Source organism: Actinomadura oligospora ATCC 43269, assembly GCF_000518265.1.
GTDB classification, from domain to species: domain Bacteria; phylum Actinomycetota; class Actinomycetes; order Streptosporangiales; family Streptosporangiaceae; genus Spirillospora; species Spirillospora oligospora.
Genome location: NZ_JADG01000010.1, coordinates 54,553 through 78,312 on the forward strand (window position 1 = coordinate 54,553; position 23,760 = coordinate 78,312).

A 23,760-nucleotide genomic window follows, 5' to 3' on the forward strand; every position below is an offset into this window, starting at 1 on the left:
CTTCGTGATCGGCGCCTTCCCCGTGGCCAAGTACATACCCGGAACAAGGGCCTTCGCCGCCCGGTTGCCCGAACAGACGGGTACTACACCCGTTGGGGATGCTGACGACGAGTGAGGAAAACCAAGTGACAAGCACTCAGAAGGCGAACATCGGCGTCACCGGGCTGGCCGTGATGGGCCGCAACCTGGCAAGGAACCTGGCCCGTCACGGTTACACCGTCGCGGTGCACAACCGGACCGAGGCCCGGACGAAGGCCCTGGTCGAGGAGTTCGGCGACGAGGGGACGTTCCTGCCCGCCGAGACGGCCGGCCGGTTCGTCGCGTCCCTCGAGCGTCCCCGGCGCGTGGTCGTCATGGTGAAGGCGGGCGCGCCCACCGACGCGGTGATCGAGGAGTTCGCCTCCCTCCTGGAACCGGGCGACATCATCGTGGACGGCGGCAACGCGCACTTCCTCGACACCCGCCGCCGCGAGGCCGCGCTCCGCGAACGCGGCATCCACTTCGTCGGGACGGGCGTGTCCGGCGGCGAGGAGGGCGCGCTGAACGGCCCGAGCATCATGCCGGGCGGGTCCGCCGAGTCCTGGGAGGCCCTGCGTCCCCTGTTCGAGTCCATCGCCGCGCAGGTGGACGGCGACCCCTGCACCACCCACATCGGGCCGGACGGCGCGGGCCATTTCGTCAAGATGGTGCACAACGGCATCGAGTACGCCGACATGCAGCTCATCGCCGAGTCCTACGACCTGCTCCGGCACGCGGGCGGCTTCGAGCCCGCCGAGCTCGCCGGGATCTTCCGCGCCTGGAACGGCGGACGCCTCGACTCCTACCTGATCGAGATCACCGCCGACATCCTCGCGCACACCGACCCGGAGACGGGCCGTCCGTTCGTGGACGTCGTCCTCGACCAGGCCGAGCAGAAGGGCACCGGCCGCTGGACCGTCCAGACCGCCCTCGACCTCGGGACCCCGGTCAACGGCATCGCCGAGGCCGTCTTCGCCCGCTCGACCTCCGGCCACGCCGGCCTGCGGAAGGCCGCCCGCGCCCTGCCCGGCCCGTCCCGCACCCCGGTCGCCGACCGCGACGCCTTCGCCGACAAGGTCGAGAAGGCCCTCTACGCGTCCAAGATCGTCGCCTACGCGCAGGGCTTCCACCAGATCCAGGCGGGCAGCGCCGAGTACGGCTGGGACATCGACCTCGGCGCGACCGCCGCCATCTGGCGCGGCGGCTGCATCATCCGAGCGAAGTTCCTCGACCGCATCCGCGCCGCCTACGCCGCCGACCCCGGCACCCCGACCCTCCTCACCACGCCCGACTTCGCCGAGGCCCTGGCCGACGCCCAGGACGCCTGGCGCGAGGTGGTCGCCACGGCCGTCCGCGAGGGAATCCCGGTGCCCGGCTTCGCGGCGGCCCTGGCCTACTACGACTCGCTCCGGGCGGCCCGCCTGCCCGCCGCCCTGATCCAGTCCCAACGCGACTACTTCGGCGCGCACACCTACCACCGCACCGACAGGGACGGCACCTTCCACACCCTCTGGGCGGACACCCCGCGCAAGGAGATCACGGCCTGAACCCTGCCGGACGTCCGCGACGGCCCCTGCCTCTGGGCAGGGGCTACCTGTCCCGCACGGCAGGATGCGGGCCGGGAGGCCCTGCCGGTGGCACAGCGCTCCGACCGGCTGCTCTGTCAGAAGGCGCTGACATGACGCTAACTCTGAGTGTCGGGACGACCAATGGAAATGCGCCGGGCCGGGCCCGAAGGGGCTTTGCGCCGGGGACGAAGGGCGCATCGGGACGGTGATTTGGCGTGGGCAGTGCGTGGGGAAGGGCAGGATGGTCGTGTGAACCTTCTCGACCAGTTGCCCTCCGGAAACGACGCCGATGCCGACAGCCTCTTCGAGGCGTTCGAAAGATGGGTGTCGGGCCGGGGGATCACGCTGTACCCGGCGCAGGAGGAGGCGCTGATCGAGGTGGTCTCCGGGAACAACGTGATCCTGGCCACCCCGACCGGGTCGGGGAAGTCGCTGGTGGCGGCCGGGGCCCTGTTCGCCGGGCTCGGCCGCGACCAGGTGGGGTTCTACACCGCGCCGATCAAGGCGCTGGTGTCGGAGAAGTTCTTCGACCTGGTGGAGATGTTCGGACGCGAGAACGTCGGGATGATGACCGGGGACGCCTCGGTCAACCCGGACGCCCCGATCATCTGCTGCACCGCCGAGGTGCTCGCCAACATGGCGCTGCGGGACGGCCGGGACGCCGACATCGGCGTGGTCGTCATGGACGAGTTCCACTTCTACGCCGAGCCCGAGCGGGGCTGGGCCTGGCAGGTGCCGATCCTGGAACTGCCGCAGGCGCAGTTCCTGCTGATGTCGGCCACGCTCGGCGACGTCGACTTCCTGCGCGCCGACCTGGCCCGCCGGACGGGCCGGACGACCGCGCTGGTCACCTCGTCCGAGCGGCCCGTCCCGCTGAAGTACGAGTACCGGCTCACGCCGCTGCACGAGACCATCGAGCAGCTTCTCGGCGAGCAGAAGGCCCCGATCTACCTGGTCCACTTCACCCAGGCGGCGGCGGTCGAGCGGGCGCAGTCCCTGATGAGCATCAACGTCTGCACCAAGGAGGAGAAGGCGAAGATCGCCGAGCTGATCGGCAACTTCCGCTTCACCACGCGGTTCGGGCGGAACCTGTCCCGGTTCGTCCGGCACGGGATCGGCGTGCACCACGCCGGGATGCTGCCGAAGTACCGGCGGCTGGTCGAGCGGCTGGCGCAGGCGGGCCTGCTCAAGGTCATCTGCGGGACCGACACGCTCGGCGTCGGGGTGAACGTCCCGATCCGGACGGTCGTGTTCACCGCGCTCAGCAAGTACGACGGGCACCGGGTCCGGCGGCTGCGGGCCCGCGAGTTCCACCAGATCGCCGGACGCGCCGGACGCGCCGGGTACGACACCATCGGCTACGTCGTCGCGCAGGCCCCCGAGCACGTGGTGGAGAACGAGAAGGCCCTGGCCAAGGCCGGGGACGACCCGAAGAAGCGCCGCAAGGTCCAGCGGAAGAAGCCGCCGGAGGGCTTCGTCGGCTGGGACGAGGAGACCTTCGCCAAGCTCCAGCAGGCCGAGCCGGAGCGGCTGACGTCCCGGTTCCAGGTCAGCCACGCGATGCTGCTGTCGGTGATCGGCCGTCCGGGCAACGCGTTCCAGGCGATGAAGAGCCTGCTCACCGACAACCACGAGGACCGCGCGTCCCAGCGGCGGCACATCTCCCGCGCCATCGCGATCTACCGGTCGCTGCTGGCCGGGGGCGTGGTCGAGGCCCTGGACGAGCCGGACGAGCAGGGCCGCTACGCGCGGATCGCCGTCGACCTGCAGGAGGACTTCGCCCTCAACCAGCCGCTGTCGGCGTTCGCGCTGGCCGCGTTCGAGATCCTCGACCCGGGCTCCCCGACGTACGCGCTGGACGTCCTGTCGGTGATCGAGTCCACCCTGGACGACCCGCGCCAGGTGCTCGCCGCGCAGGAGAACAAGGCGCGCGGCGAGGCCGTCCAGGAGATGAAGAACGAGGGCATCGAGTACGAGGAGCGGATGGAGCTGCTCCAGGAGGTCAGCTACCCCAAGCCCCTCGAGGAGCAGCTGGAGGCCGCCTACGAGGTGTACCGGGCGGGCCACCCGTGGGTCGGCGACCACCCGCTCAGCCCGAAGTCGATCGTCCGGGACATGTACGAGCGGGCGATGACCTTCACCGAGTACATCGGCCACTACGACCTGGCGCGCACGGAGGGGCTGCTGCTGCGGTACCTGTCCGGCGGGTACAAGGCGCTCCAGCAGACCGTCCCCGAGTCGATCAAGAACGACGACCTGATCGACCTGATCGAGTGGCTGGGCGAGCTGGTCCGCCAGGTCGACTCCAGCCTGCTGGACGAGTGGGAGCAGCTCGCCAACCCGTCCGACGACGACCTCGCGGTCGCCTTCGAGGAGCGCGTCACCCGCGTCACCGCCAACGCGCGCGCGTTCCGCGTGCTGGTCCGCAACGCGATGTTCCGGCGCGTGGAGCTGGCCGCGCTCGAGCGGTACGCCGAACTCGGCGACCTCGACCCCGACTTCGGCGCGGACGCCTGGGCGGACGCCATGGACGACTACTTCGAGGAGCACGAGGAGCTGCTGACCGGCCCGAACGCCCGCGGCCCCAAGCTGCTCCAGATCGAGGAGGTCCCGGAGGACGAGCTGTGGCGCGTCCGCCAGGCCTTCGACGACCCCGAGGGCCACCACGACTGGGGCATCAGCGCCGAGGTCGACCTCGCCGGATCGGACCAGGCAGGCGAAGCCGTCATCCGCGTCACCGCCGTCGACCGCCTCTAACCCCGCGCCCTCCGTGCCCTCCGCGCGCGCGTCGTCCGGGGCTGGGTCTGAGGGCGGGGGCTGGGCGGGACGTCCCGTGCCGTCGTTCTCCGCGCCGCGTCCTTGGGGGACCGGGGCGGGGCGGCCGCGGGCGTCCAGGTCGCATGTGGGCCCAGGGTGTCCGTGTCGGCTGGCGCGGGTCCGGAGGCGTCGTCCGGCTTGCGCTCCTCGCCCCGGACGACGCCCCGCCCACGACCGACACCTCGCGCGGGTGGGGCTCCGTCCGATGCGGTCAGGCCGTCGTCCGGCCCGGGTGGGACGCCGTCAGGGCGTGCGAGTACGCCTCGTCCTCGTGTGATCAGGAAGAACGCGTCGCCCGGATGGGTGCGTACCGAATGTGCTCGCCGGTTCGCGCGGGACGACCGGCGTCGTCGTGCGTGCGAGGCGCTCCTCACCCGATTCCTGGGTCGCTGAACGTCCACCCCGCGGCGCGGGCGCTGGTTCGATCCAGGCTGGTCGCGGTTGTCGCCGGGTCAGGCGGCCTGGGGCGGGATGCGGCGGGTGACGTCGTCGCGGAGGGCGTCCAGGTTCACTCCCGCCCCGGTGAGGGCGCGGGCGGCGGGGAAGCGCCGGTCCTGGAGCAGGCCCAGCAGGAGGTGCCCCGAGCCGATGTACTTGTGCTTGAGCCGCAGGGACTGCCGGAGGCTGAGTTCCAGCGCCTTCTTCGCCTCCGGTTTGAACGGGATGTGGCCCTTGGGGGAGTGGCCCCGGCGGGGGCCGCGCGGGGAGTCCAGGGCGCCGGGGCCGAAGGCGTCCTCGGCGGCGTCCCGGACGGCGTCGATGTCGATGCCGAGGACGCGCAGGGCCTCGCCGTCCAGGCCGTCCCGGTCGGGCAGCGCGTCCACGGCTTCCTCGGCCGCGCCGCGGAACACGCCACAGTCGCGGAGCGCCTCACCGGCCGGGCCCGCGTCACGGGTCAGGGCGAACAGCAGGTGCTCGGTCCCGATCCCCCGGTCGCCCCGGCTCCGGGCCTCCTCCTGCGCGGCCTTCACGACCTCGCGGGCGTCGGTGCTGAACCGTTCGAACATCTTCTAGTTCTCCTTCCTGAGGATGCGGCGTCCCCCGCCGTGCTTCTTGTGCACCGCCTGCCGGCTGACGCCGAGGCAGACCGCGATCTCCTGCCAGGACCATCCCTGCTCGCGGGCGTTGTCCACCTGCAGCGCCTCCAGCCGCTCGGCCAGATCACGCAGCGCGCGGACGGCCCGCAGCCCCACGGCCGGGTCCCGGCTGCTCGCCTCCTGGGCGAGCCTCACTCCGTCGCTCATGATGTCAATGTAAGTTGACGCGCTCGCCATGTCAACAAGGGTTGACGCCCAATGCGCCCACCCTCCCACCGAAGGCCCGAGGGGGCCGGGGGCGCGGTGCGGGAGGCGAGGCGTGGGGTGGGTGAGGTGTGGGGTGGGTGAGGTGTGGGGTGGGTTAGGTCGCGGGGGCCAGGAGGGTGGTGAGGAGGTCGTCGAGGCTGACCATGCCTACGGTGCGGCCGTCCTCGCGGAGTACCAGGCCCAGGTGGCTGTGCTGGTCGCGCAGGACGGCGACCGCCTCGGCGACCGCGGTCGCGAGGGACAGGCGGGGCATCGGGTGCGCCAGGTCACCGGCGGGGGTTTCCCGGCCGCGTGCGCGCGCGAGGTACGCGTCCCGGACGTGGACCATCCGTGCGGGGCCGCCGTCGGACGCCGTGACCGCGGGGTCCGCGATGACCAGGCGGGTGTGCCCGGTGCGGACGGCGGCGTCGATGACCTCCTGCGGGGACGCCTCCGCGGGCACCGACACGATCCGCGCGGTGGGGATCACCAGCCCGGCGAGCGGTGCGCGCGGCGCGTCCAGGGCGGCGGTCAGCAGGTTCAGGTCGGTCTCCGCGATCAGCCCGAGCCGCCGCGACTCGACGGCCAGGCTGCGCAGCTGCTCCGGAGTGCGGGACAGTTCCGCCTCGTTCTTCGGCCGGACGCCGACCAGGCGCAGCAGCAGGTTCGTCAGTCCGTTCAGGGCGGCCAGCGCGGGCCGGACGAACCGGGCGAACCTCCTGAAGGGCGGCGCGAGCACGGTCGCCGACCGCTCCGGATCGATGATCGCCCACGACTTCGGCGCCATCTCACCGAGCACCATGTGAAGGAACGTCACGAACGCCAGCGCGAGCACGAACGCCATCGGATGCGCCGCGCCCTGAGGTGCCCCGACGTGGTGGAACAGCGTCGCGAGCGTCTCCGCGAACACCGGCTCGGACACCACGCCGAGGCCCAGCGAGCACATCGTGATGCCGAGTTGCGCCCCCGCCAGCATCAGCGACAGCTCCCGGATCCCGGCGACCGCCGACGCCGCCTTCCGGTCGCCCTCGGCCGCGGCCTTCTCCAGCCGCGGCCTCCGGGCCGCGACCAGCGCGAACTCCGACGCCACGAAGAACCCGTTCCCCGCCAGCAGCGCCAACGTCAACAGAACACCGACCGGAAAACTCATCGCGCGCCGCCCTCCCCGTTCCGCTCAGCGGACGGCTTGCCGCCTTCGTTCGCGGCTCCGCCCGTTCCTCCGCCCTGCCCGGGTGTGCGTTTGCGTTCGGGTCCCCGTCCGTCGGAGCCGCTTCCGTTGGTGCTCTTGCTTCCGGGGGTTCCGGTTCCGTTCTTGCGGTCGGCACGTGCTCGGTTCTTCGCCGGAATGACGGTTCCGCTCCTGGTCACGGTGTTGGTGGCGATTCCACCCGAACCGCCGGTGTTGATCGTGGGCGGGGTGCCGCCGAGGGGGACGACGCAGACGCGGATCAGTTCCGGGACGTGCCGGTGGATGGTCAGCACCTCGACGACGGCCTCGCGCGGCGGGTCGTCCACGCGTTCCGGGTGCAGCCTGATGCGGACGACGTCGCCCGGCTCCGACACCCGGCCGAGACGCTGGAGGAGCAGGCCCGCGACGGTCTCGTAGTCCCCTTCGGGCAGGTCGATGCCGGTCTCGTGCTGCACCTCGTCCACCCGCAGGCCCGCGTCGGTCGTCCACCACGCGCCGGAGCGGATGGCGAGCTCGGGGTCCGCGTCGATCTCGTCGGCGATCTCCCCGACGAGTTCCTCCGCGACGTCCTCCCAGGTCAGAAGCCCGGCGAAGCCGCCGTACTCGTCCACCACGCAGGCCAGCGGATCGCCGTGGCGGCGCAGCTCGGCGACCACCTGCGGCAGCGGCAGCGACGACGGCAGCAGGACGGCCGGACGGACCAGGTCCCGCACCGGCGTGTGCTCCGCCTGCTCGGGGCTGAGCTGGATCAGGTCGTCCAGCCCGACCACGCCGAGCACGTCGTCGACGCTGTCGCCGACGACCGGGTAGCGCGAGTGGCCGTGCGCGATGACGACGTCGGTCAGCTCGGACGCGAGGGCGTCCGCCGGGACGGTCACGACGTCCACCCGGTGGACCATGACCTCCTCGGCGTCCCGGTCGGAGAACTCCAGGGCGCGTTCCAGCAGGTCGGCCTGGCTGTCGCCGAGCTGCTCGCCGGACTCGCCGATGATGTGCCCGAGCTCCTCCAGCGTCGCGCCGTGGTGCAGCTCCGCGACCGGCTCCATCCCGGCGGCCCGGACGAGCCGGTTCGCGGCGGCGTCGAACAGCCGGATCACCGGGCCCGCGATGGTCATGTACACCAGCGTCGACGGGGCGAGCGCCCGGGCCAGCCGCTCCGCGCGGGCCAGGGCCAGGTTCTTGGGGAACAGCTCGCCCAGCACCATCTGGATGACCGTGGCGAGGACGAACCCGGCGGTCACCGAGATCCCGCCGACCACGCCGTCCGGGACGGCCGCCGCGCGCAGCGCCGGGGCGAGCAGGTCGGCGAGCGCGGGCTTGGCGATGAAACCGACGACCAGCGCGGTCACCGTGATGCCGAGCTGCGCGCCCGAGAGCATGAACGACAACCGCTCCATGACCTGGATCGCGCGTTCGGACGCCCGGTCGCCGTCCGCGGCGCGTTCCGCCAGGACCGGCCGGTCCGCGGTGACGAACGCGAACTCCTGCGCGACGAAGTACCCGGTCGCCGCCGTCAGCAGCAGGACCGCGAGCAGTCCGAGCGCCGCGGTCATCCCGCCCTCCTTCCGGGCGCCACCCGTCCGCGCGCCCAGGTCCCCGGTACGTTCCCCGAACTGGATCTTCCCTACCCTTTCGCACCCGCGACCCCGCCGCCCCCGCGGGGCCCTGGTCAGCGCGCTGAGTTGGTTCTGTGGGGTGCCGCGCCTCCCGCCGTTCACACCGGGGCTGCTGCCCGGGTGGACGGGAATCGTGGTTACCGGTCGTCCGGTCGTGGAATGAAACCTTCGCCTCGGTGCCGACGGTTCCCCGCCGCGTCCCGCCGGAGGCCGTCCTCCCCTGCCGTGCGCCCAGAAGAGAGCGAGGGGCAACGATGCCCAAGCCGTTCGCGTCGTCCGCCGACATGTCCGCCAAGACCCAGACCCTGGAGATCCTCGCGGACGGTGTGTACGCGCTGACCGCCGAAGGCGACCCGAACGTCGGGGCGGTCGAGGGCGAGGACTTCGTGGTCTGCTTCGAGGCGCTCGCCACCCCCACGGCCGCCCGCGACTGGTTGATGGTGCTCCGAGCGCACACCGACAAACCGATCAGGCACCTCGTCCTCTCGCACTACCACGCCGTCCGGACGCTCGGCGCGAGCGCTTTCGGAACGACCTCGATCATCGCGCACGACAAGACCAGGGACCTGATCGCCGAGCGTGGCAAGCAGGACTGGGAGTCGGAGTTCGGCCGGATGCCCCGGCTCTTCAAGGACCCGGCGAGCATCCCCGGCCTGACCTGGCCCACCACCACCTTCTCCGACAGCATGACGATCGACCTCGGCGGGGACCGGGGCGAACTGGTTCTCCGGTACTGCGGACGCGGGCACACCGAGGGCGACATCGTCGCCTGGCTGCCCCGGCACCGCGTCCTGTTCGCGGGCGACCTGGTCGAGACCCAGGCGGCCCTCTACACCGGCGACGCCTTCCACCGCGACTGGGCCGGAGCGACCCTCGACCGCGTCGCCTCGTTCGGCGCGGACGCCCTGATCGGCGGACGCGGCGCCGTCGCGCACGGACGGGAGTCCGTGCGCGCGGCGATCGGCCAGACCCGCGACTTCCTGGAGACGATGCTCCGTGAGGTCCGTGACGTGCGCAAACGCGGCGGGACCCTGCGCGACGCGTTCACCGCCGTCCACACCGCGCTCGAACCGTCCTACGGCGGCTGGCCGATCTTCGAACACTGCCTCCCCTTCGACGTCTCCCGCCTCTGGGACGAACTGGACGGCATCGAACGCCCTCGCATCTGGACCGCGGAACGCGACCGCCAGGTCTGGTCCGAACTCCAGGACTGACCCCATGCCCACACCCCACCGCCCCGCCCCGAGCCGCGCCCACGCCCGACGACCACCCGCCACACCGAGCCCCACCGCACCCACGTCCACCGGGTCTGCGCCTTTCGCCAGGTTCGCACCACGTCCCGCGGGCCTGCGTCTGTGGCGGGTGGCGGTGCGTCCGTGCTGGGGCGCAGCGTTCGTGGCGGGTGGGGGTACGTCTGCGTCGGGCGGGGGCAGGTCTTTGCCAGGCGGGGTTGCAGGTGTGTAGGGAGGTGCGGCGTCCGTGCTGAAAGGTGCCGTGTCTGGGGTGAGTGGGGGATTGTCTGGGATGGGCGGGGGTGAGGTCGTGTCGTCCGAGTCTGGAATCGCGTCGGAGGGGGCTGAGACCGGGGTGGCTGGTCACGGGGACGCGGCGGGGATGGAGCCGGTCGCGCCCGTCCTGGTCGTGGGGGCGGGGCCCGTGGGGTTGACCACGGCGCTGCTGCTCGCGCGGTGGGGGCTGCGGGTCGTCGTGCTGGAAAGCCGCCCTGGACGGACGGCGATCGGGTCGCGATCGATCTGCCAGCAGCGTGATGTTCTGGACATCTGGTCGTCCGTGGGCGCGGACACGATCACCGACGAGGGCCTGACCTGGACGACCGGCCGCGTCTTCCACCGCGGACGCGAGGTGACCTCATGGCGCTTCGGCGCCACCGGGCCGCTGCCGCCCTTCGTCAACATCTCGCAGAGCCGCACCGAAGAGGTGCTGCAGGAGCTCGCCGACGCCGATCCGCACATCACGATCCTCTGGGACCACGGGGTCACCGGCCTCGACCAGGACCCGTCCGGCGTCACCGCACACTGCGTGTCCGGAGCGTCCGGGGGCTCGGACGCGTCGCGCGTGGGCGGCGAGGTTGTGCACGGGTCTTATGCGGTGGTGTGCTCGGGCGGGCACTCCGATCTGCTGCGCGATGCGCTCGGCGTCACGTTTCCGGGAGAGGACGGAGGCGACCGCTTCCTCATCGTCGACCTGCGAACCGACTGGCCAGGCAGGGAAACCGAGCGGCACTTCCATTTCGACCCGCCGTGGAACCCCGGGCGGCAGGTGCTCATCCACCCCTGTCCCGACTCGGTGTACCGGATCGACTGGCAGGTACCGCCCGATTTCGACCTCGAAGCCGAACGTGCCGACGGACGCCTCGACGCCCGCATCCGGCAGGTCGTCGGGGATCAGCCCTACGAGGTGCTTTGGGCGACGGAGTACCGGTTCCATTCGCGCGTCGCGTCCCGGATGGCCGTGGGACGCGTCGTCCTCGCCGGGGACGCCGCGCACGTGTACGCGCCGTTCGGCGCGCGGGGCCTCAACTCCGGCGTTCCGGACGCCGAGAACGCCGCCTGGAAGGTCGCCTTCGCGGTGCGCGGATGGTCCCCGCCGGCGATCCTCGACACCTACGACGCCGAACGCCGCGCCGCCGCCCTGGAGAACCTGGACGTCACCGCGACGACCATGCGCTTCCTCGCGCCGTCCACGCCCGAGCAGCGCGCGCATCGGGCAGAAGTGCTCGAACGCGCGTCCGCCGATCCGACGAGCGCGAACGAGATCGATTCCGGACGTTTCGCCGAGCCGTTCTGGTACGACCACTCGCCCCTGACCGTCCCGGATCCGACCCGTCCGGGGGGTACGGGCCGTCCAGCACGCGGAACCGCACCGGCCGTGGCCCCCGGCAGGATCGTTCCGGACGCACCGCTCCCGCCCGCCGCCGTCCCGCTCATCCAGAACGCCCCGCCGCCGACGGCCCCAACTCCGCGTGTACCGACCCCAGGGCGTGTGGGTGGACGGCCCGCGCGGCTGCGGCAGCTCCTGCGCGGTGGAATCACCCTGTTGGCGGACCCGTCCCTGCCGTACCTCGAACTCCTGGCCGCGGCCGAGAAGGCGACCGCCGCGCCCGTCACCTGCCCGGAACCGACCGCGGTCAGGGAGGCGCTGCCCGATCTGCGTCCGGGCGAGCTGTGGGTCGTCCGCCCCGACGCCCACATCGCCGCCACCCTCCAGAACCCCACACCCGAAGCCGTCGCCGCCGCCGTCCGCAAAGCCCTCGGCCACGACCTCTGACCCCGCTTCTCCCGCCTAGGTTCCCGTGATCAGGACGACGCCCGCCGCGACCACGCAGGCCGCGGCGATGCGGCGTGCGCCCATGCGTTCGGCGAAGAACACCGCCCCGATCACCGCGCCCGCGATGACGCCGGTCTCGCGCAGCGCCGCGACGGCCGCGAGCGCGCCCCGCGTCTGCGCCCACAGCACGATCCCGTACCCGGCCATGGCCAGGACACCGCCCGTCAGGCCCATCGCCCACGTCCGGACGGGCAGTCCTGACAGCGACCGCCGACCGCGCAGCGCCAGGACGATCCCGACCGTCAACGGCGCCTCCAAAGCGAACAGCCACGCCGAGTACCCGGACGCCCCGTGAGCCGCCCGCACCCCGACCCCGTCCAGCACCGTGTACGCGGCAATGGACACACCGGTCGTCAACGCCGCCCCCACCGCGCGCCGATCCCGCACGCGCCCGACACCTCGGGCCTCGCCCGTAGTCCCACCTCCGGCCAAACCCACGTCCCCCACCTCGGCCGTGCCCTCGGTCGCGATTGCAGAGGCGGAGGTGGTGTTGGGGGCGAAGGCCAGGACGCCCAGGCCGGCGCAGATGGCGGCCACGCCGCCGAACTGGAGCCAGGTGAGGCTCTCGCCCAGGGCCGTCGCGGCCACCAGCGCGACGATCAAGGGGGCGCTTCCACGGGCGAGCGGATACACCTGGCTGAAGTCCCCCAGCTGGTACGACGTGAGCAGCAGGCCCATGTAGATCAGGTGCAGCACGACCGAGCCGAGCAGCCAGGGCCAGGCCGACGCCGCCGGAACGGGGACGAGGCCCAGCAAAGGGACGATCAGTACGGCCTGTCCGATTCCGATCAGGGCGAACGACGCCCAGCGGTCCGAGGCGCCCTTGGCGATCGCGTTCCATGTCGCGTGGAGCACCCCGGCGAAAATCACTGCCAGCGCTGTGGTCATGCCCCACACCCCAGCGCGGACCGTCCGATCGGGGCAGCCTTTTAGACTGGGCCTAAATGATCGAACTCCGCCTGGACGTCGAGGACCTCGCCGACACGCGCTTCGTCATCTCCCCGCTCGCCGAGGCGGCGCTGAGCCTGCGCGTCTGGCTGCTCCCGCACTACTACGCGCTGCAACTGCCCTGGCTGCGATCCGCCGCCGGGGAGCTCGGCGATCTGGACATCAGGCTGCTCCTGGCGCTGGTCGGCACGCATCGCGCCGTCCCGGACTTCCTCACCGCCCGCCCGGACGACCCGCTGCCCGACTTCGCCGCCGAACTCGACCGGGTCAGGCGCGTCCCGCCGGACAAGATCGCCGCCGACGTCCACGTCGCGCTCCAGGGACGGCCCGCGCCCGCCGTCCTGGCCGCCGAGCTCGACCGTCCCGCCCGGTTCCGCGACCGCCTCGCCGACCTGCTCGCCGCGTACTGGGACGCCGTCCTGGCCCCGCACTGGCCACGCATGCGCGGCGTCCTCGAAGCGGATCTGCTCTACCGCGCGCAGCGGCTCGCCCGCGGCGGCGCCCGCCTCTTGTTCGCCGACCTGCATCCCGCCATTCGCTGGCGAGCCGGGAAACTGAGCCTCGACCTCAGCTATCCGCACACCGAGCTTCGGATTCCGATCACGGGTCGCGGCCTGGTCCTGATGCCCGCCGTGTTCCTTCGAACACCCGGACTTCCCCTGGGCGCGGACGAACCACCCCTCGTGTCCTATCCGGCCCGCGGCATCGCGACGGTCTGGGAAACCACGCCCCCGGTACGTCCCGGCGTCCTGACCGACCTCATCGGACGTCCCAAGGCGACCCTCCTGGCCTGCCTGGACGGCCCCGCGACCACCACCGACCTCGCCCGCCGCCTCGGCGTCACACCGGGCGCGGTCTCCCAGCACCTCGCCGTCCTCCACGACGCCGGGTTGGTCACCCGCTCCCGAACGGGCCGCTCAGTCCTGTACGCACGCACAACGCTGGGCGACCACCTCCTCCAGCCCCCGTCCTAGCCGTCGACGCCCCCGGAACGACCCCCCGTGGCCGTCGCTGCCGGTCAGGACAGGTGGAACGAGCACCCCCGCATCGCGGGTCTCGCCGCACCCGGTGAGGCGAAGCGCGCAGGTGACGCGGACCAGCCGGAGCCGGCGAGCGCGAGATGTGCGAGCGTCGCGAGCCGCGGGGTAAGGGCGAGCATTGCGTGTCGCGGATTTCGGCGGAGCGGGTGAGGTGAGGGGTTGGAGGTGCCGCGGGGCTGTCGGAGCTGGTGGGACGGCTGTGTGGGCTTTGTGGGGCTCGGCGGGGTGGGGGCGCGCATGTGTGTGCTGCGGGGTTCGTTGGGGTGGTGGCGCGAAGTGCGCGGGCCTGTCGGGGTGGGGCGTGTGTGCGCGTGTGGCGGGTTTGTTGGGTCGGTGGGCGCGGGTCTCTCGAGGGGGCGCGGCGTGGGGGTGTTGGGGGCGCTGGGGTGAGACGTGCAGGCGTTGCGGGTGGTGTTGAGGGGGTGGGGAGAGTGTGTGGGTGTTGTGGATTTCGGTGGGGCGGGGTGTGCGGGTGGGGTGGGATCTGGTCGGGCGCTGGATGCGTTCGCGTCAGCCGTGATAGCACGGAGGGGCCACCGGACGTACTGCCTCGACGCGGTGGGAGTTGCCATGACCGACGACCGCCCCCGGCCCGTCTTCGACCCCTCCCTCCCGGCGGAGGACCGGGAGTCGCTCGCCGCCGCTCCGGAACGCCTCGTGGCCGCGAGCCTGCCCGCCCCGCCGCAGCCTCGGCTGAGTCCGGCCACGATCGTCGCGCGGATCATCTGGATCCCGGTCTTCGCGTTCTTCTACGGCGTGCTGCCCGGCGGCTGGATCCGGCTGTTCTTCCTCGCGTCCCTGGACGAGGACGACCTGCTCAGCGGTGCCCTGCGGTGGGGACGCGGCGCCGTTCTCGCGATGCTGGCGGTCCCGATCGTCCAGGTGTCGCTGCTCCTTCTCGGCCAGCCCGAGGCGGCCGCCGCCCTCGCCACGGCCGGATTCGCCGGGTGGACGGTCGGGGCCCTCCGCCACCTGCGCGAACCTGAGGCTGCCCGGGCCGCGCGTGAACATCACGGCCGCTACCTGCTTCCCGCCGATTTCGACCGTCCCGCGGCCCGGCTCCTGGTACGTGCGCAGCGCGCCGTCGACGCGGTCCTGGGCTCACAGGCCCAGGCCGCCGGGCTCCTGGACGCCATCGACAACGCGACCGAACTTCCGCGCCAGGAATGGGCCATCGCGTCCGCCCTGGCCGAACACACCCGGCTCCGCCGCGAACGCCGTGCCCAGCAGCCCGACCGCCTCTCCGCCCCCGTCCGCGCGCTGCTGGAACCCCAGCGCCACGCCTTGGACCTTTCGGTGCGTTCGATCACCGAACGGATCGAGGCCCTGGAGTCCTACGCGCGCTCCGCGCACGCCGCCGACGAGGCGTTCCACGAGTGGCGTGTCCTCCGCGACCTGCCCGAACAGAACGCCCGCTACCGCGATCTTGTTGCCGGGACCGTCCGTGACACCCTCGCCGTCGAGGTGATCGACCGGCTCGAGTCCGACGCCCGCCGAGCCGAAGCCGTCCTCCGCGACCGCATCGCGTCCGCCGTCGACACCGGCCTGGTGTCGGCCACCGACCCGGTCACGGATTCGGCTACCGAACTGGCGACGAATTCGGTCATGGATACGTCCACCGACCCGGCTTCGGACGAGGCCGCCGGCGGGCGGTGACCTGGGCGCGGACCTGGCGGCCTTGGCCATGGACTCCGGTCGGCGACGCGGACCGTGGTCCGGTCCTGCTTGCATCCCGCCGCCCGTGACCAGCGGACGCTCTGTCTTCATGGTCACATCTCAAAGACCTTGATGGTCGGATTCCTGTCACTCTGCGTTAGGGAAAAGAGTCGTTCCGAGGTCGCCGACCGGGGGTTCGCGCGGGCTCTGGGCAGGCGCGATGTCCTTCCGGCGGGTCGTGTTCTCCCGCGTCCGGGAGGCGGGGAATCAGCAGTCGCCCGCCGGTGCGTTCGAAGGGGGACGCCGGGACGCGCCACGTCCCAAACGCCTTGAACCGCAAGGGTTCCCGGTTCTGCCCCCGTCCTCCGAAGACGTGCGCGCACCCCGCCGCGCGCGCTTTCGCGGACGTCCTCGACGACATCTCGAAGACTCCCGCCGAGGGCTTCGGGGCCGCCTACAGGGGGCTTCGGACCCCCGAACGGGAAAACGCTTGTTCGACGCGTTCGTGTGTTGAGCGATGAGGTGCGAAAGTCCGCTACCGTAAAGGGCGCTGGAATCAGAAAGGAACGCATGGCTGAGAAGGTCATCTTGGTAGACGATCTCGATGGCGGCGAGGGCGAGGATGTCCGCAAGCGCGACTTCGAGATCCTGGGGCGGATTTTCACCATTGACCTGTCCGACGAGAACGACGTGCGGCTGCGTGAGACCCTCGACACGCTGACCCGCTATGTCGAGAAGTCGCGTGAGGTGAAGCAGGCGGGGCGCTCGCGCAAGCCCCGGAAAAGCCCGGTGAAGCTCAAGGGTTTCACCAACGCCGACGTCCGCACGTGGGCCAAGAACGAGGGCCTAGAGGTCCCGGACCAGGGAGCGCTGCCCGATGCCGCCTACGAGGCGTTCGTCCAGGCGCACCCCGAAGCCAGCCCAGACGCGTAACGCAGGGAGTCCCCGTGGCACAGAAGACCATCGTCGTCATGACCGACGACCTCGACGGCGGCGACGCCGAGGAGACCGTGTCCTTCGCGCTTGACGGCGTCGGATACGAGATCGACCTGAACGCTGCGAACGCCGCGAAACTGCGCGAGCGGTTCGAGCCGTTCGTGGCGAACGCCCGTAAGGCGGCCCGCCGACCGGCGAAGCCGTCGCGCAGCGCGGGCAACCGTGAGCAGAGCGCAGAAATCCGGGAATGGGCCAAGCAGAACGGCATCCCGGTGAACGACCGCGGCCGCATTCCGGCCAAGGTGATCGAACAGTACAACGCCACCCACTAGCACTGCCCCATCGGGCCCCCTTCGGCCCGATTCAGTCCCTGCGCCCGCGAATTAGGCGGTACGGCGCGAAGCCACCAGGGACGCCACGGCTCCCCGCGAAAGCCGCACCACCCCACATCCCGACCCGTACCCCCTCCATCAAGGCAAGGGCTCTTGAGCCGGAGCCACCACTCCCGCCCGAGTCCGAGTGCCGGAGCCCCCTCCAATCCGCTCCGCAACGCCCAGGCGCGACAACCCGCGCCACCCGGTCCTGAACGCCCCGCGTCTCTTCCGCGCGCAGCGGTCTCGCGCCGTGTCCCCGCGATGCGTCCGTGTCGCTTCTGTGTACAACGGGCTCACCTTGCTTCTGTGGATTCACCCGTGTCGACATCGCTCGGAGCGACGTGCCGCCGGTGACGTCCGGAGCGGACTCCCCGCAGGATCGGCCTCAGCCGGGGGCGTCCGTTTTGGCAGCGGGAAGGTCGCAGCCGCCTCGTCGGCGAGTGCGGCGGAGTGTGGCGCGTCCGGACCGGTTCGTGCCAGGTGCAGCGGCCCGAGGATGGCCGCGTAGGCGGCCCGTGCCCGAGACGCCGCCCGGTCCGGGGGCAGGCCGAGCTCGCGGGTAGGCGCGGGTCAGGAGTTCTGGCCGGGCCCGGTTCACCCGGCCGACCGCGTCCCGACCCGTGGGTCGTTGCGGTCGCCGAGCAGGCTCAGGCGCACCGACGGCGCCAGCGGCTGGACGGACTGCACGACGACGGTCAGCAACTCGCGCAACCGCAGTGCCGGATCGGCAATCGCGGCGAGTCCGTCCTCGCCGTGGTTCCGCGCCCACTCCGCGAGTGCCGCGGCGATCAGTTCGTCCCGATTCCGGTAGTGCGCGTAGAAACTGCCCTTGGTCACGCCGAGCGTTCGCGGCAGCGGTTCGACCGCGACCGCGGCGCGTCGCGGCCAGAACGGCATCCGCCACGCCTGGCGCAATCACGGCAGCGAGCCCTGCACGATCGTGGGCGTGGCCATCGGCGCGTACCGTGTTCGGCCCATTTAGTTCGAGGCGTTGGTCCGGGGCACCTGGCGACGGGGCGCCGCGCCCCCTGGCTCTACCGCGGCTGGACTTCCCGGGTTGCTGTCCGACATTGCCTCCGCCATGCTCGACCAGGCCCCGCGGGCGGTGCCGGTGTTGCGCGACCCCGCCGAGCGGCGACTGGTGCGCACCTGTGCGTCCGCCGTGGCCGAGCTGACGGGTGAACCTGGCGACCGCCTTCTGCACTGGGATTTGCACTACGACAACGTCCTTGCCGGAGAGCGGGAGCCCTGGCTGGCGATCGATCCCGAAACCGCTGGCCGGCGACCCGGGATTCGAGTTGCTGCCCGCGCTGGACAATCGGTGGGATGAGGTGGAGGCGACCGGTGACGTGACTCGCGCGGTGCTCCGGCGCTTCGGCCTGCTGACCGAGATCCTCGGCCTGGACCGCGAACGAGCGACCGGCTGGACGCTCGGCTGCGTGCCGCAGAACGCTCTGTGGGACCTCGAAGACGGCAAGGCGACGCTGGAACCCGCCCAGGTCGCCATCGCCACGGCCCGGCTGTGCCGGTGACAGGGGCTCGCGTGTCGAGGGTGGCGTCGCGCCGGTCACGGTCGTCGCACTCGGCCATCAGCAGCTCGGCTCATCGACGAACGCCGCCGCGGGACCTCGGCAGAACCGACCGTGTGCGACGTGGTGGTCGTCGCGACAATTTGGTCGGGATGAAAATGATGGCGTGAGGTTCTTTCTCGATTTTACATTGCTCATTGTCGACAGCGATCCTCAAGGCGGCTTCATTGTGAAGCGCTGCGTCGAATGAGTGCGGAAAGGGAGCGTCGCGGCGGCTGTCGGCCTCAGAAGTCCGTGAGCATGAGGAAGGGATCGTCATCGTGAACATCACGCGAAGGCTCCACGCGATCGCCTGGCTCGGCGCGGTGCTGGGGGCCCTGATGGCCACCCTCGCCGTGTCCGGGGCGGCTCAGGCGGCCACACCCTCCATGAGCCGGGCGGGCGGCCACGCCATCGTCGCGCCGCCCGCACCGAGCGGCGTCCAGGTGGCCGGTGTCGCTCCGTCGATCTCACCTGCGGTATCCACGAAGCGCGTGGGACCGTTCGGCGCGTACACCTGTCCCAGCGGAACCCTCTGCGCCTGGGCCTGGGACTCGACCACGTCGACCTGGTTGATCTTCAACCTCTTCAAGTGCAGCACCTACGCACTGTCGAACTGGGTCGGTGGGGGCGCCTACCAGGACGCTCAGACCGGTGGTGTTCGGTCGACCTTCTACGGCCGGACCGGCAACGCGCTGAAATCCTTCACCCCTGACGGTGGCGCCATGCACCAGTACGACTGGACGTCGGTCTGGTTCATCAAGAACTGCTGAATTCGCGCCTGACAAGGCCTGGCCCCGGTCATCACCGACCGGGGCCAGGCCATTCTCATTGGCAAGGCGGTGTTGTGGCCCGCTACGCCTGTATGGGTGCCCCGGTCGGCCTGGTGGAGGCGAGTAGCGATCGGCCCAGCGGCGTCGCGGTGTGCTGGACGGCCTTTCCGACCCGGACGGTCAGGAGAAGGCCCGCGTTGCGGAGAGCCTTCGCGTGCTGTGACGCGGAAGGGGCGCTGATGCCGACCATGGCCGCCAGCGCCCCGGTGCCGGCGCCGTCCTCGGCCGCCCGGAGGATCGCGGCGCGGGTGCGGCCGAGCAGCGCGGCCAGCGGCTCCGACGAGTCGCCGGCCTGTGGGGACGCCGCGTCCAGTGCCGTCCGCACGGGGTAGGAAATCGTGATCGCGTCGTCCCAGATCTCCCAGAAAGGGTGGGCGGAGAAGACCGAGGGAATGAGGACGATGCCTTTCCCGCCCGGCCGCAGATCCCGGTCGGTCCTCGTCATGACGGTGAGCACCGGGCTGCTCCAGTGCATCCAGGGACGGAGCAACCTGAAGACGTCGGCGAGGCCGTTCTCGCCCATGGCCTGCACGAGTTCGGCGGCGTTGGCGCGGCCGGACGCCGCCAATGCGCCGAGGTCCGGGACGACGCAATCTCGGTAGTACCGCCGAAGGGCCTGATCGAGTCGGTGTCGCGCCTCGCGGTCACCCGCCGCCAGCCCGCGTAGCCACGGGTTCGGCCTCCGCCCGCCGAGCGAGATCTCCAGGTCCGCCCGCACCTGTTCCGCCGGGGTGCCGAGCACGGTGTCGAGGCTCTCCTCGAAGGAGGAGAAACCGCGGGTGGGGGAGAGGAAGCGGGGGTAGCGACGTCCGTCCGGTGTCAGTTCGAGGAGCAGGCGGGTCTCCTGGACGGGCACGCGGCGCGCCAAGGGATGTCTCGGGGGTCGGCCCCGCTCGGGCGCGGGCCACCGACGCTCCATCAGGCTGGCGGCGAGCTCACACAGCGGCTGGGGCGTCGGCAGGATTCGCGTCCGCGCGACATCGTCCGGCGTCATCCATATGCGAATCATGACAGCCCGTCGATCGGCAAATGTCCTGCATGGCTATTATTCAAAGTTTTGGCAGGGCAGATGGCTTGCGGCTTTGAATTGACCGCAAACGGTCGACGCGGACGTCCTCAACGGCGATGATCGGGCGCTGCGGCCTGGCCTCCCCTTTCGGCGAGGTCGCCGGACAGAGAGGACAGGCTTGGGTGTGGTCAGGGCCTAGCCGGGGGGAGATGCTGCTGTGGCGGCGGTGCGGAGGAGGTTGGTTACGGTGCCGGGGAAATTCGGGAGCATGCGCAGGGCGAGAACCCAGGCGTCGCGGGCGGGGTCGAGGTGTTCGCGGACGAGCGGGGCGAGCGCCGCCACCGCGTCCGGTCCGGTCATGGCGTTCAGCACCTTCCTGGCCGGGGACGCGAGGGCGACCACCTGGTCCCAGGTCACCGCGCCCGTGTCGACGGCGCCTTGCAGCCACCAGCCTGCTGGGTTGCCGCCGAGGATCTCCTCCGGCGTCCGGCCTTCGATGAGGGAACCGGTGGAGTCGATCCACTGCCACCGGTGACGGTCGGCCTCGTCCCGGATCGGCTGCGGGCATTCGGGGATCTCGGCCAGGCCGAGCAGGACGACCGTGCCGAGCGGCTCCCGTGCGTGCTCGGCGATGAGGGCGTCCCAGTGCCACAGGTGCGCCTCGCGGAACACCTCCGCCGAGGGGTGGGTGGAGCGCGTGCGGAGGAGGTCGATCTGGGCCTCGGCGGTCTCGCCCGCGGTGACGGTGGCGCGAAGCTCCTCCAGTGCGCGGGCGTCGTCCGATTCGGCGAGAAGCTTGGTGATGGGCCGCCGGACCTCCTGGCGGATGACCTTGCGGGAGAAGTTCCGTCCCAACGGCTCGTCGTCGAGGAGTCCGCGCACCGCGGCGTGGCCCTCGCGTTCCCACAGGTTGAGCATCAGGCGCAGCTGCGGGGTGATACCGCGCACGCGCACCATGCTCAGGATGTGCCTGCGGAGCCGCTCGTCGGAGCAGTTGACGGCGTCACGGGCGCGGAAGCCGCCCTCACGCTTCACGAGGCGCTCGATCAGCTCCTTGGTCAGCCGTCCCGACAGCAGTCGTTCCCGCTGGGGGCCCGTCGTGCCGGTCCGCAGGAAGAGCCGGGCGTTGAGCGCCGGGTCGTCCAGGTCCATGAGCGACTCGATCGCCTCGGTGGTGAGCGAGGGCCGCTGCGCCAGCGCGAACCGGTACCGCTTCTGCCTGGCGCGCTTCGCGAAGTCGAGCCAGGCGTCATGCCAGGTGCCCTGGCCGAACAGATCGCCGACCGTGCGGTCGTCCAGGTGCTTCAGCAGGAGTAGCTGCGTCTCGACGGTCGCGGAGTCCAGGAGGGCGAGGAACTTCGCGCGCGTCCCCGAGACGGACGCGACGCTGTCCCACGCGGGCAGGTCGCCCGCTCCCGGCCAGCCCGCGTCCGTCGCCTTGGTGCGCTTTTTGGACGTGGTGGTGGCGTTTTCGGCTTCTGCCAGCAGGTCCGCGATGTCCCCGCGGAAGCGTGGGAGGCGGGTGCGGACCGTCCGCCAGGCCTCCACGTCGTCGCCGAGGTGCTTGGCGACCAATGCGGGCAGCCCGGATCCGTACCCGACGGCCTGGGCAGCGAGCCTCGCCTTGGAGGCTGCACTTGGACGTAGGTCCGTGGGGCAGTCGGTGCGCGTCGCCAGCGCCTGTAGTCCAGGGTCGTGGAATGGACGGTCGGTGTGCGCGTGGCCGAGGACTTCCCAGTCGATGTGGTCACGCAGTTCCAGCATGGCCAGGGCGTCCTCTGGCGTCTCGCACTCGTGGAGCTCCTCGACCAGCCCGTCGGTGCCCTCGGCGATGGCCACCGCCTCGCGCAACACCGTGACGTCCTCGGTGGCCAGCACGGTGCGTAGGACGGCGGTGACCGCTGGACGGAGGTTGCTCTGGTCCAGTTGGCCCAACTGCGCCAGGCCGCCGTCGTGGTCATGGACGGTGAGCAGCCCGCGCAGCTGTTCGGCGCGGGTGAGCGAGGAGGCGATGTCGTTGAGCGTCGATCGTGCCGAGCGTCCCACCGGGCACACCACCAGGGCGCGGCGGCGGGAGACCGGACTGCTCTGCAGTTGGTCCAGGACGCCGTGGGGTTGCGTCCAGTCGTCGTCCGGGTGCGGGGCGGCCAGCGCGTCGCGCCCGCCGCGCAGCGACCACCAGCGGTCACCGACGGTGTGGGCGGCGTTCGGGCGGCCGGTCGCGGCGAGGCGGATCTGCAGGCTGATATCGGCTCCGACGACCTCCTCGTTGTCCGCAAGGCGAGCGAGGCATGCGGAGCGCCCGTCCTCCAGAAGCGTCTCGACCAGCCGCGCGGGCAGCGGTCCGTACGACAGCGACTCGCCGAAGCAGTCGGCGGTGGACGCGAGCAGGGGACGCCAGTCGGCCAGGTCGGAGGACGCGAACAGGAGGGAGAACGCGCGCTGGTCGATGTCGATGAGATGCTCCCGTTGGGGCGTCCTGGAGGGCGCATGAAAAGCCCGTTTCGGGCTGAAAGCGTAGTGAGCGAAAGTTGATCTTCGCCACCGCTTCGCCGGATCCGCCCCGTCCTTCCCCGCCTTCCGCCGGGTCGTGTCTCAGGGCTGGCTGATGGGCCGACGGGGGCGGTATGTCGGATCGTCCCCTACGATGCCCGCGTGGCGGAGATCGTCGACTACGGGGTGTTCGCGGACCGGCTGAAGGCCGCGGCGAACCGCTGGGACGTCCTGCGCGAGTTCCACGAGGAGTGGGGCTACGCGGTCAGGCCGGGCTCGGCCCGCCGGAAGCGCTTGTCCGAGGACAGGCACGAGAAGTACGCACTCGCGCTGGGCGGAAGGACCGGCGTCGACGGGTTCGAGGGCGTCGATCTCGCCCTGCCCGTTCCGGCGGCCCTGGACGAGTGGTGGGAGCTGCCGTTCAACTCCTTCACCCACGACGCCGGCCTCTACTGGACGCACCCCGTGTACCCCCCGACCGCCAACGCCGAGCCGCCCGGCCATGGCGAGAGCATGGGCCCGATCCCGGACGACTCGGACCTGGTCGCGCCGGACGCCGACCACCGCGTCTGCGTGTTCATGGTCGAGTACCAGGCCTGCAACGAGTGGGGGTACCCGGCCGCCGAGGCGCACGAGCCCGACCCGCGCGTGCTGGTCAGCGTCGCCGGGGGCGAGGGCACCAGTGAGGGCGAGTGGGTCCTCCAGGCGCGGTCGGTCTCGGAGTTCTTCCTCCAGCTGGCCGTCCAGCGGCTGCCCCGCACGCTCGGCTGGTCGACGCCGATCGACGAGGAGGACGTCGTCGGCGACGGCGACGGCGCCGAGCTGGTCGCCAGGATCGAGGCCGAACTGCCCGCGCTCGGCTTCGAGCCGTGGCGCGAACTCGAACAGGACGGGATCGTCCGCGGCGGCCCGGACGTGCTCGTCCATCTCGCCCAGGGCCACGGCGGCGGCATCCTCCTCACGGGCCGCACGCCCCGGGCCCTGCTCGACCTGACCGCCCGCCTCGGCCTCGAACGCACCGAGGACGAGCTCGACGCACCTGAGGGGTATTAAGGAGCCGCTGT

General features: G+C 71.4%; 18 protein-coding genes and 1 pseudogene. 11 read left to right on the plus strand and 8 right to left on the minus strand.

What is annotated here, in order from left to right; all coding sequences use genetic code 11:
• The first annotated feature begins 125 nt into the window (after positions 1 to 125).
• Complete coding sequence (gndA, locus tag P696_RS0116340; protein ID WP_026413183.1) at positions 126 to 1,565, plus strand: NADP-dependent phosphogluconate dehydrogenase; 1,440 nt, start codon at positions 126 to 128, stop codon at positions 1,563 to 1,565.
• A 270-nt stretch (positions 1,566 to 1,835) separates the two neighbouring features.
• Entirely contained in the window at positions 1,836 to 4,343 is a 2,508-nt protein-coding gene (locus P696_RS0116345) for a DEAD/DEAH box helicase (protein WP_026413184.1), read from the plus strand.
• A gap of 512 nt (positions 4,344 to 4,855) precedes the next feature.
• Here the strand turns inward: P696_RS0116345 and P696_RS0116350 are convergent.
• The 4 genes from P696_RS0116350 to P696_RS45940 form a co-directional block, all read right to left on the minus strand.
• Positions 4,856 to 5,410 carry a Clp protease N-terminal domain-containing protein gene (locus P696_RS0116350; RefSeq protein WP_026413185.1) on the minus strand — a complete coding sequence of 185 codons (555 nt, stop codon included), beginning with the start codon at positions 5,408 to 5,410 and terminating at the stop codon, positions 4,856 to 4,858.
• A gap of 3 nt (positions 5,411 to 5,413) precedes the next feature.
• A complete protein-coding gene (locus P696_RS0116355; protein ID WP_026413186.1) occupies positions 5,414 to 5,647 on the minus strand; it encodes a hypothetical protein in 234 nt (77 codons plus the stop codon).
• 154 nt (positions 5,648 to 5,801) lie between these two features.
• Complete coding sequence (locus tag P696_RS0116360; RefSeq protein WP_026413187.1) at positions 5,802 to 6,836, minus strand: hemolysin family protein; 1,035 nt, start codon at positions 6,834 to 6,836, stop codon at positions 5,802 to 5,804.
• Positions 6,833 to 8,428 carry a hemolysin family protein gene (locus tag P696_RS45940; protein ID WP_084337610.1) on the minus strand — a complete coding sequence of 532 codons (1,596 nt, stop codon included), beginning with the start codon at positions 8,426 to 8,428 and terminating at the stop codon, positions 6,833 to 6,835. The genes P696_RS0116360 and P696_RS45940 overlap by 4 nt, the downstream gene beginning before the upstream one ends.
• A 317-nt stretch (positions 8,429 to 8,745) precedes the next feature.
• Between P696_RS45940 and P696_RS0116370 the strand changes: the two genes are divergently transcribed.
• Together P696_RS0116370 and P696_RS45945 are read left to right on the plus strand one after the other, a co-directional pair.
• Entirely contained in the window at positions 8,746 to 9,705 is a 960-nt protein-coding gene (locus tag P696_RS0116370) for an MBL fold metallo-hydrolase (protein ID WP_026413188.1), read from the plus strand.
• Between the two features lie 373 nt (positions 9,706 to 10,078).
• Entirely contained in the window at positions 10,079 to 11,779 is a 1,701-nt protein-coding gene (locus tag P696_RS45945; RefSeq protein ID WP_245627693.1) for an FAD-dependent oxidoreductase, read from the plus strand.
• Positions 11,780 to 11,794: 15 nt separating this feature from the next.
• Here the strand turns inward: P696_RS45945 and P696_RS0116380 are convergent, their stop codons facing one another.
• On the minus strand, positions 11,795 to 12,727 hold the full coding sequence (locus P696_RS0116380) for an EamA family transporter (RefSeq protein ID WP_026413189.1): 933 nt from the start codon (positions 12,725 to 12,727) through the stop codon (positions 11,795 to 11,797).
• 56 nt (positions 12,728 to 12,783) lie between these two features.
• Here P696_RS0116380 and P696_RS0116385 point away from each other — a divergent pair, with 56 nt between their 5' ends.
• From P696_RS0116385 to P696_RS0116400, 4 genes are all read left to right on the plus strand, one after another.
• On the plus strand, positions 12,784 to 13,761 hold the full coding sequence (locus P696_RS0116385; RefSeq protein ID WP_026413190.1) for an ArsR/SmtB family transcription factor: 978 nt from the start codon (positions 12,784 to 12,786) through the stop codon (positions 13,759 to 13,761).
• Positions 13,762 to 14,397: 636 nt separating this feature from the next.
• Positions 14,398 to 15,483 (plus strand): hypothetical protein, encoded by a 1,086-nt coding sequence (locus tag P696_RS52490; RefSeq protein WP_051467743.1) that lies wholly within the window; start codon positions 14,398 to 14,400, stop codon positions 15,481 to 15,483.
• A gap of 570 nt (positions 15,484 to 16,053) precedes the next feature.
• The gene (locus P696_RS0116395; protein WP_026413191.1) at positions 16,054 to 16,416 is read left to right on the plus strand and encodes a histone-like nucleoid-structuring protein Lsr2; all 363 of its coding nucleotides are present in this window, start codon (positions 16,054 to 16,056) and stop codon (positions 16,414 to 16,416) included.
• Between the two features lie 14 nt (positions 16,417 to 16,430).
• Entirely contained in the window at positions 16,431 to 16,751 is a 321-nt protein-coding gene (locus tag P696_RS0116400; RefSeq protein ID WP_026413192.1) for a histone-like nucleoid-structuring protein Lsr2, read from the plus strand.
• A 636-nt stretch (positions 16,752 to 17,387) separates the two neighbouring features.
• Here P696_RS0116400 and P696_RS57445 read toward each other — a convergent pair.
• Positions 17,388 to 17,690, minus strand: coding sequence for a TetR/AcrR family transcriptional regulator (locus P696_RS57445; RefSeq protein WP_211245769.1), 303 nt, complete (start codon positions 17,688 to 17,690; stop codon positions 17,388 to 17,390).
• A 148-nt stretch (positions 17,691 to 17,838) separates the two neighbouring features.
• Between P696_RS57445 and P696_RS45960 the strand changes: the two are divergent.
• Together P696_RS45960 and P696_RS0116415 are read left to right on the plus strand one after the other, a co-directional pair.
• Positions 17,839 to 18,325: pseudogene (locus tag P696_RS45960) on the plus strand (aminoglycoside phosphotransferase family protein); the annotation flags it as partial.
• Between the two features lie 317 nt (positions 18,326 to 18,642).
• Positions 18,643 to 19,134: a hypothetical protein gene (locus tag P696_RS0116415; protein ID WP_051467744.1), complete on the plus strand. Its 492-nt coding sequence runs from the start codon at positions 18,643 to 18,645 to the stop codon at positions 19,132 to 19,134.
• 82 nt (positions 19,135 to 19,216) lie between these two features.
• Here P696_RS0116415 and P696_RS0116420 read toward each other — a convergent pair whose 3' ends face one another.
• Positions 19,217 to 20,188: an ArsR/SmtB family transcription factor gene (locus P696_RS0116420; RefSeq protein WP_211245770.1), complete on the minus strand. Its 972-nt coding sequence runs from the start codon at positions 20,186 to 20,188 to the stop codon at positions 19,217 to 19,219.
• 210 nt (positions 20,189 to 20,398) lie between these two features.
• Complete coding sequence (locus P696_RS0116425) at positions 20,399 to 22,249, minus strand: hypothetical protein (RefSeq protein ID WP_026413196.1); 1,851 nt, start codon at positions 22,247 to 22,249, stop codon at positions 20,399 to 20,401.
• 609 nt (positions 22,250 to 22,858) lie between these two features.
• Between P696_RS0116425 and P696_RS52495 the strand changes: the two genes are divergently transcribed.
• Entirely contained in the window at positions 22,859 to 23,749 is an 891-nt protein-coding gene (locus P696_RS52495) for a hypothetical protein (RefSeq protein ID WP_051467745.1), read from the plus strand.
• Positions 23,750 to 23,760: the final 11 nt, after the last annotated feature.

Bases quoted from the DNA above. Each gene is read 5' to 3' on its own strand.
- P696_RS0116350 (WP_026413185.1), bottom strand. From the start codon at position 5,410: ATGTTCGAACGGTTCAGCACCGACGCCCGCGAGGTCGTGAAGGCCGCG.
- P696_RS0116355 (WP_026413186.1), bottom strand. From the start codon at position 5,647: ATGAGCGACGGAGTGAGGCTCGCCCAGGAGGCGAGCAGCCGGGACCCG.
- P696_RS0116360 (WP_026413187.1), bottom strand. From the start codon at position 6,836: ATGAGTTTTCCGGTCGGTGTTCTGTTGACGTTGGCGCTGCTGGCGGGG.
- P696_RS45940 (WP_084337610.1), bottom strand. From the start codon at position 8,428: ATGACCGCGGCGCTCGGACTGCTCGCGGTCCTGCTGCTGACGGCGGCG.
- P696_RS0116370 (WP_026413188.1), top strand. From the start codon at position 8,746: ATGCCCAAGCCGTTCGCGTCGTCCGCCGACATGTCCGCCAAGACCCAG.
- P696_RS0116380 (WP_026413189.1), bottom strand. From the start codon at position 12,727: ATGACCACAGCGCTGGCAGTGATTTTCGCCGGGGTGCTCCACGCGACA.
- P696_RS0116385 (WP_026413190.1), top strand. From the start codon at position 12,784: ATGATCGAACTCCGCCTGGACGTCGAGGACCTCGCCGACACGCGCTTC.
- P696_RS52490 (WP_051467743.1), top strand. From the start codon at position 14,398: ATGACCGACGACCGCCCCCGGCCCGTCTTCGACCCCTCCCTCCCGGCG.
- P696_RS0116395 (WP_026413191.1), top strand. From the start codon at position 16,054: ATGGCTGAGAAGGTCATCTTGGTAGACGATCTCGATGGCGGCGAGGGC.
- P696_RS57445 (WP_211245769.1), bottom strand. From the start codon at position 17,690: ATGCCGTTCTGGCCGCGACGCGCCGCGGTCGCGGTCGAACCGCTGCCG.
- P696_RS0116420 (WP_211245770.1), bottom strand. From the start codon at position 20,188: ATGACGCCGGACGATGTCGCGCGGACGCGAATCCTGCCGACGCCCCAG.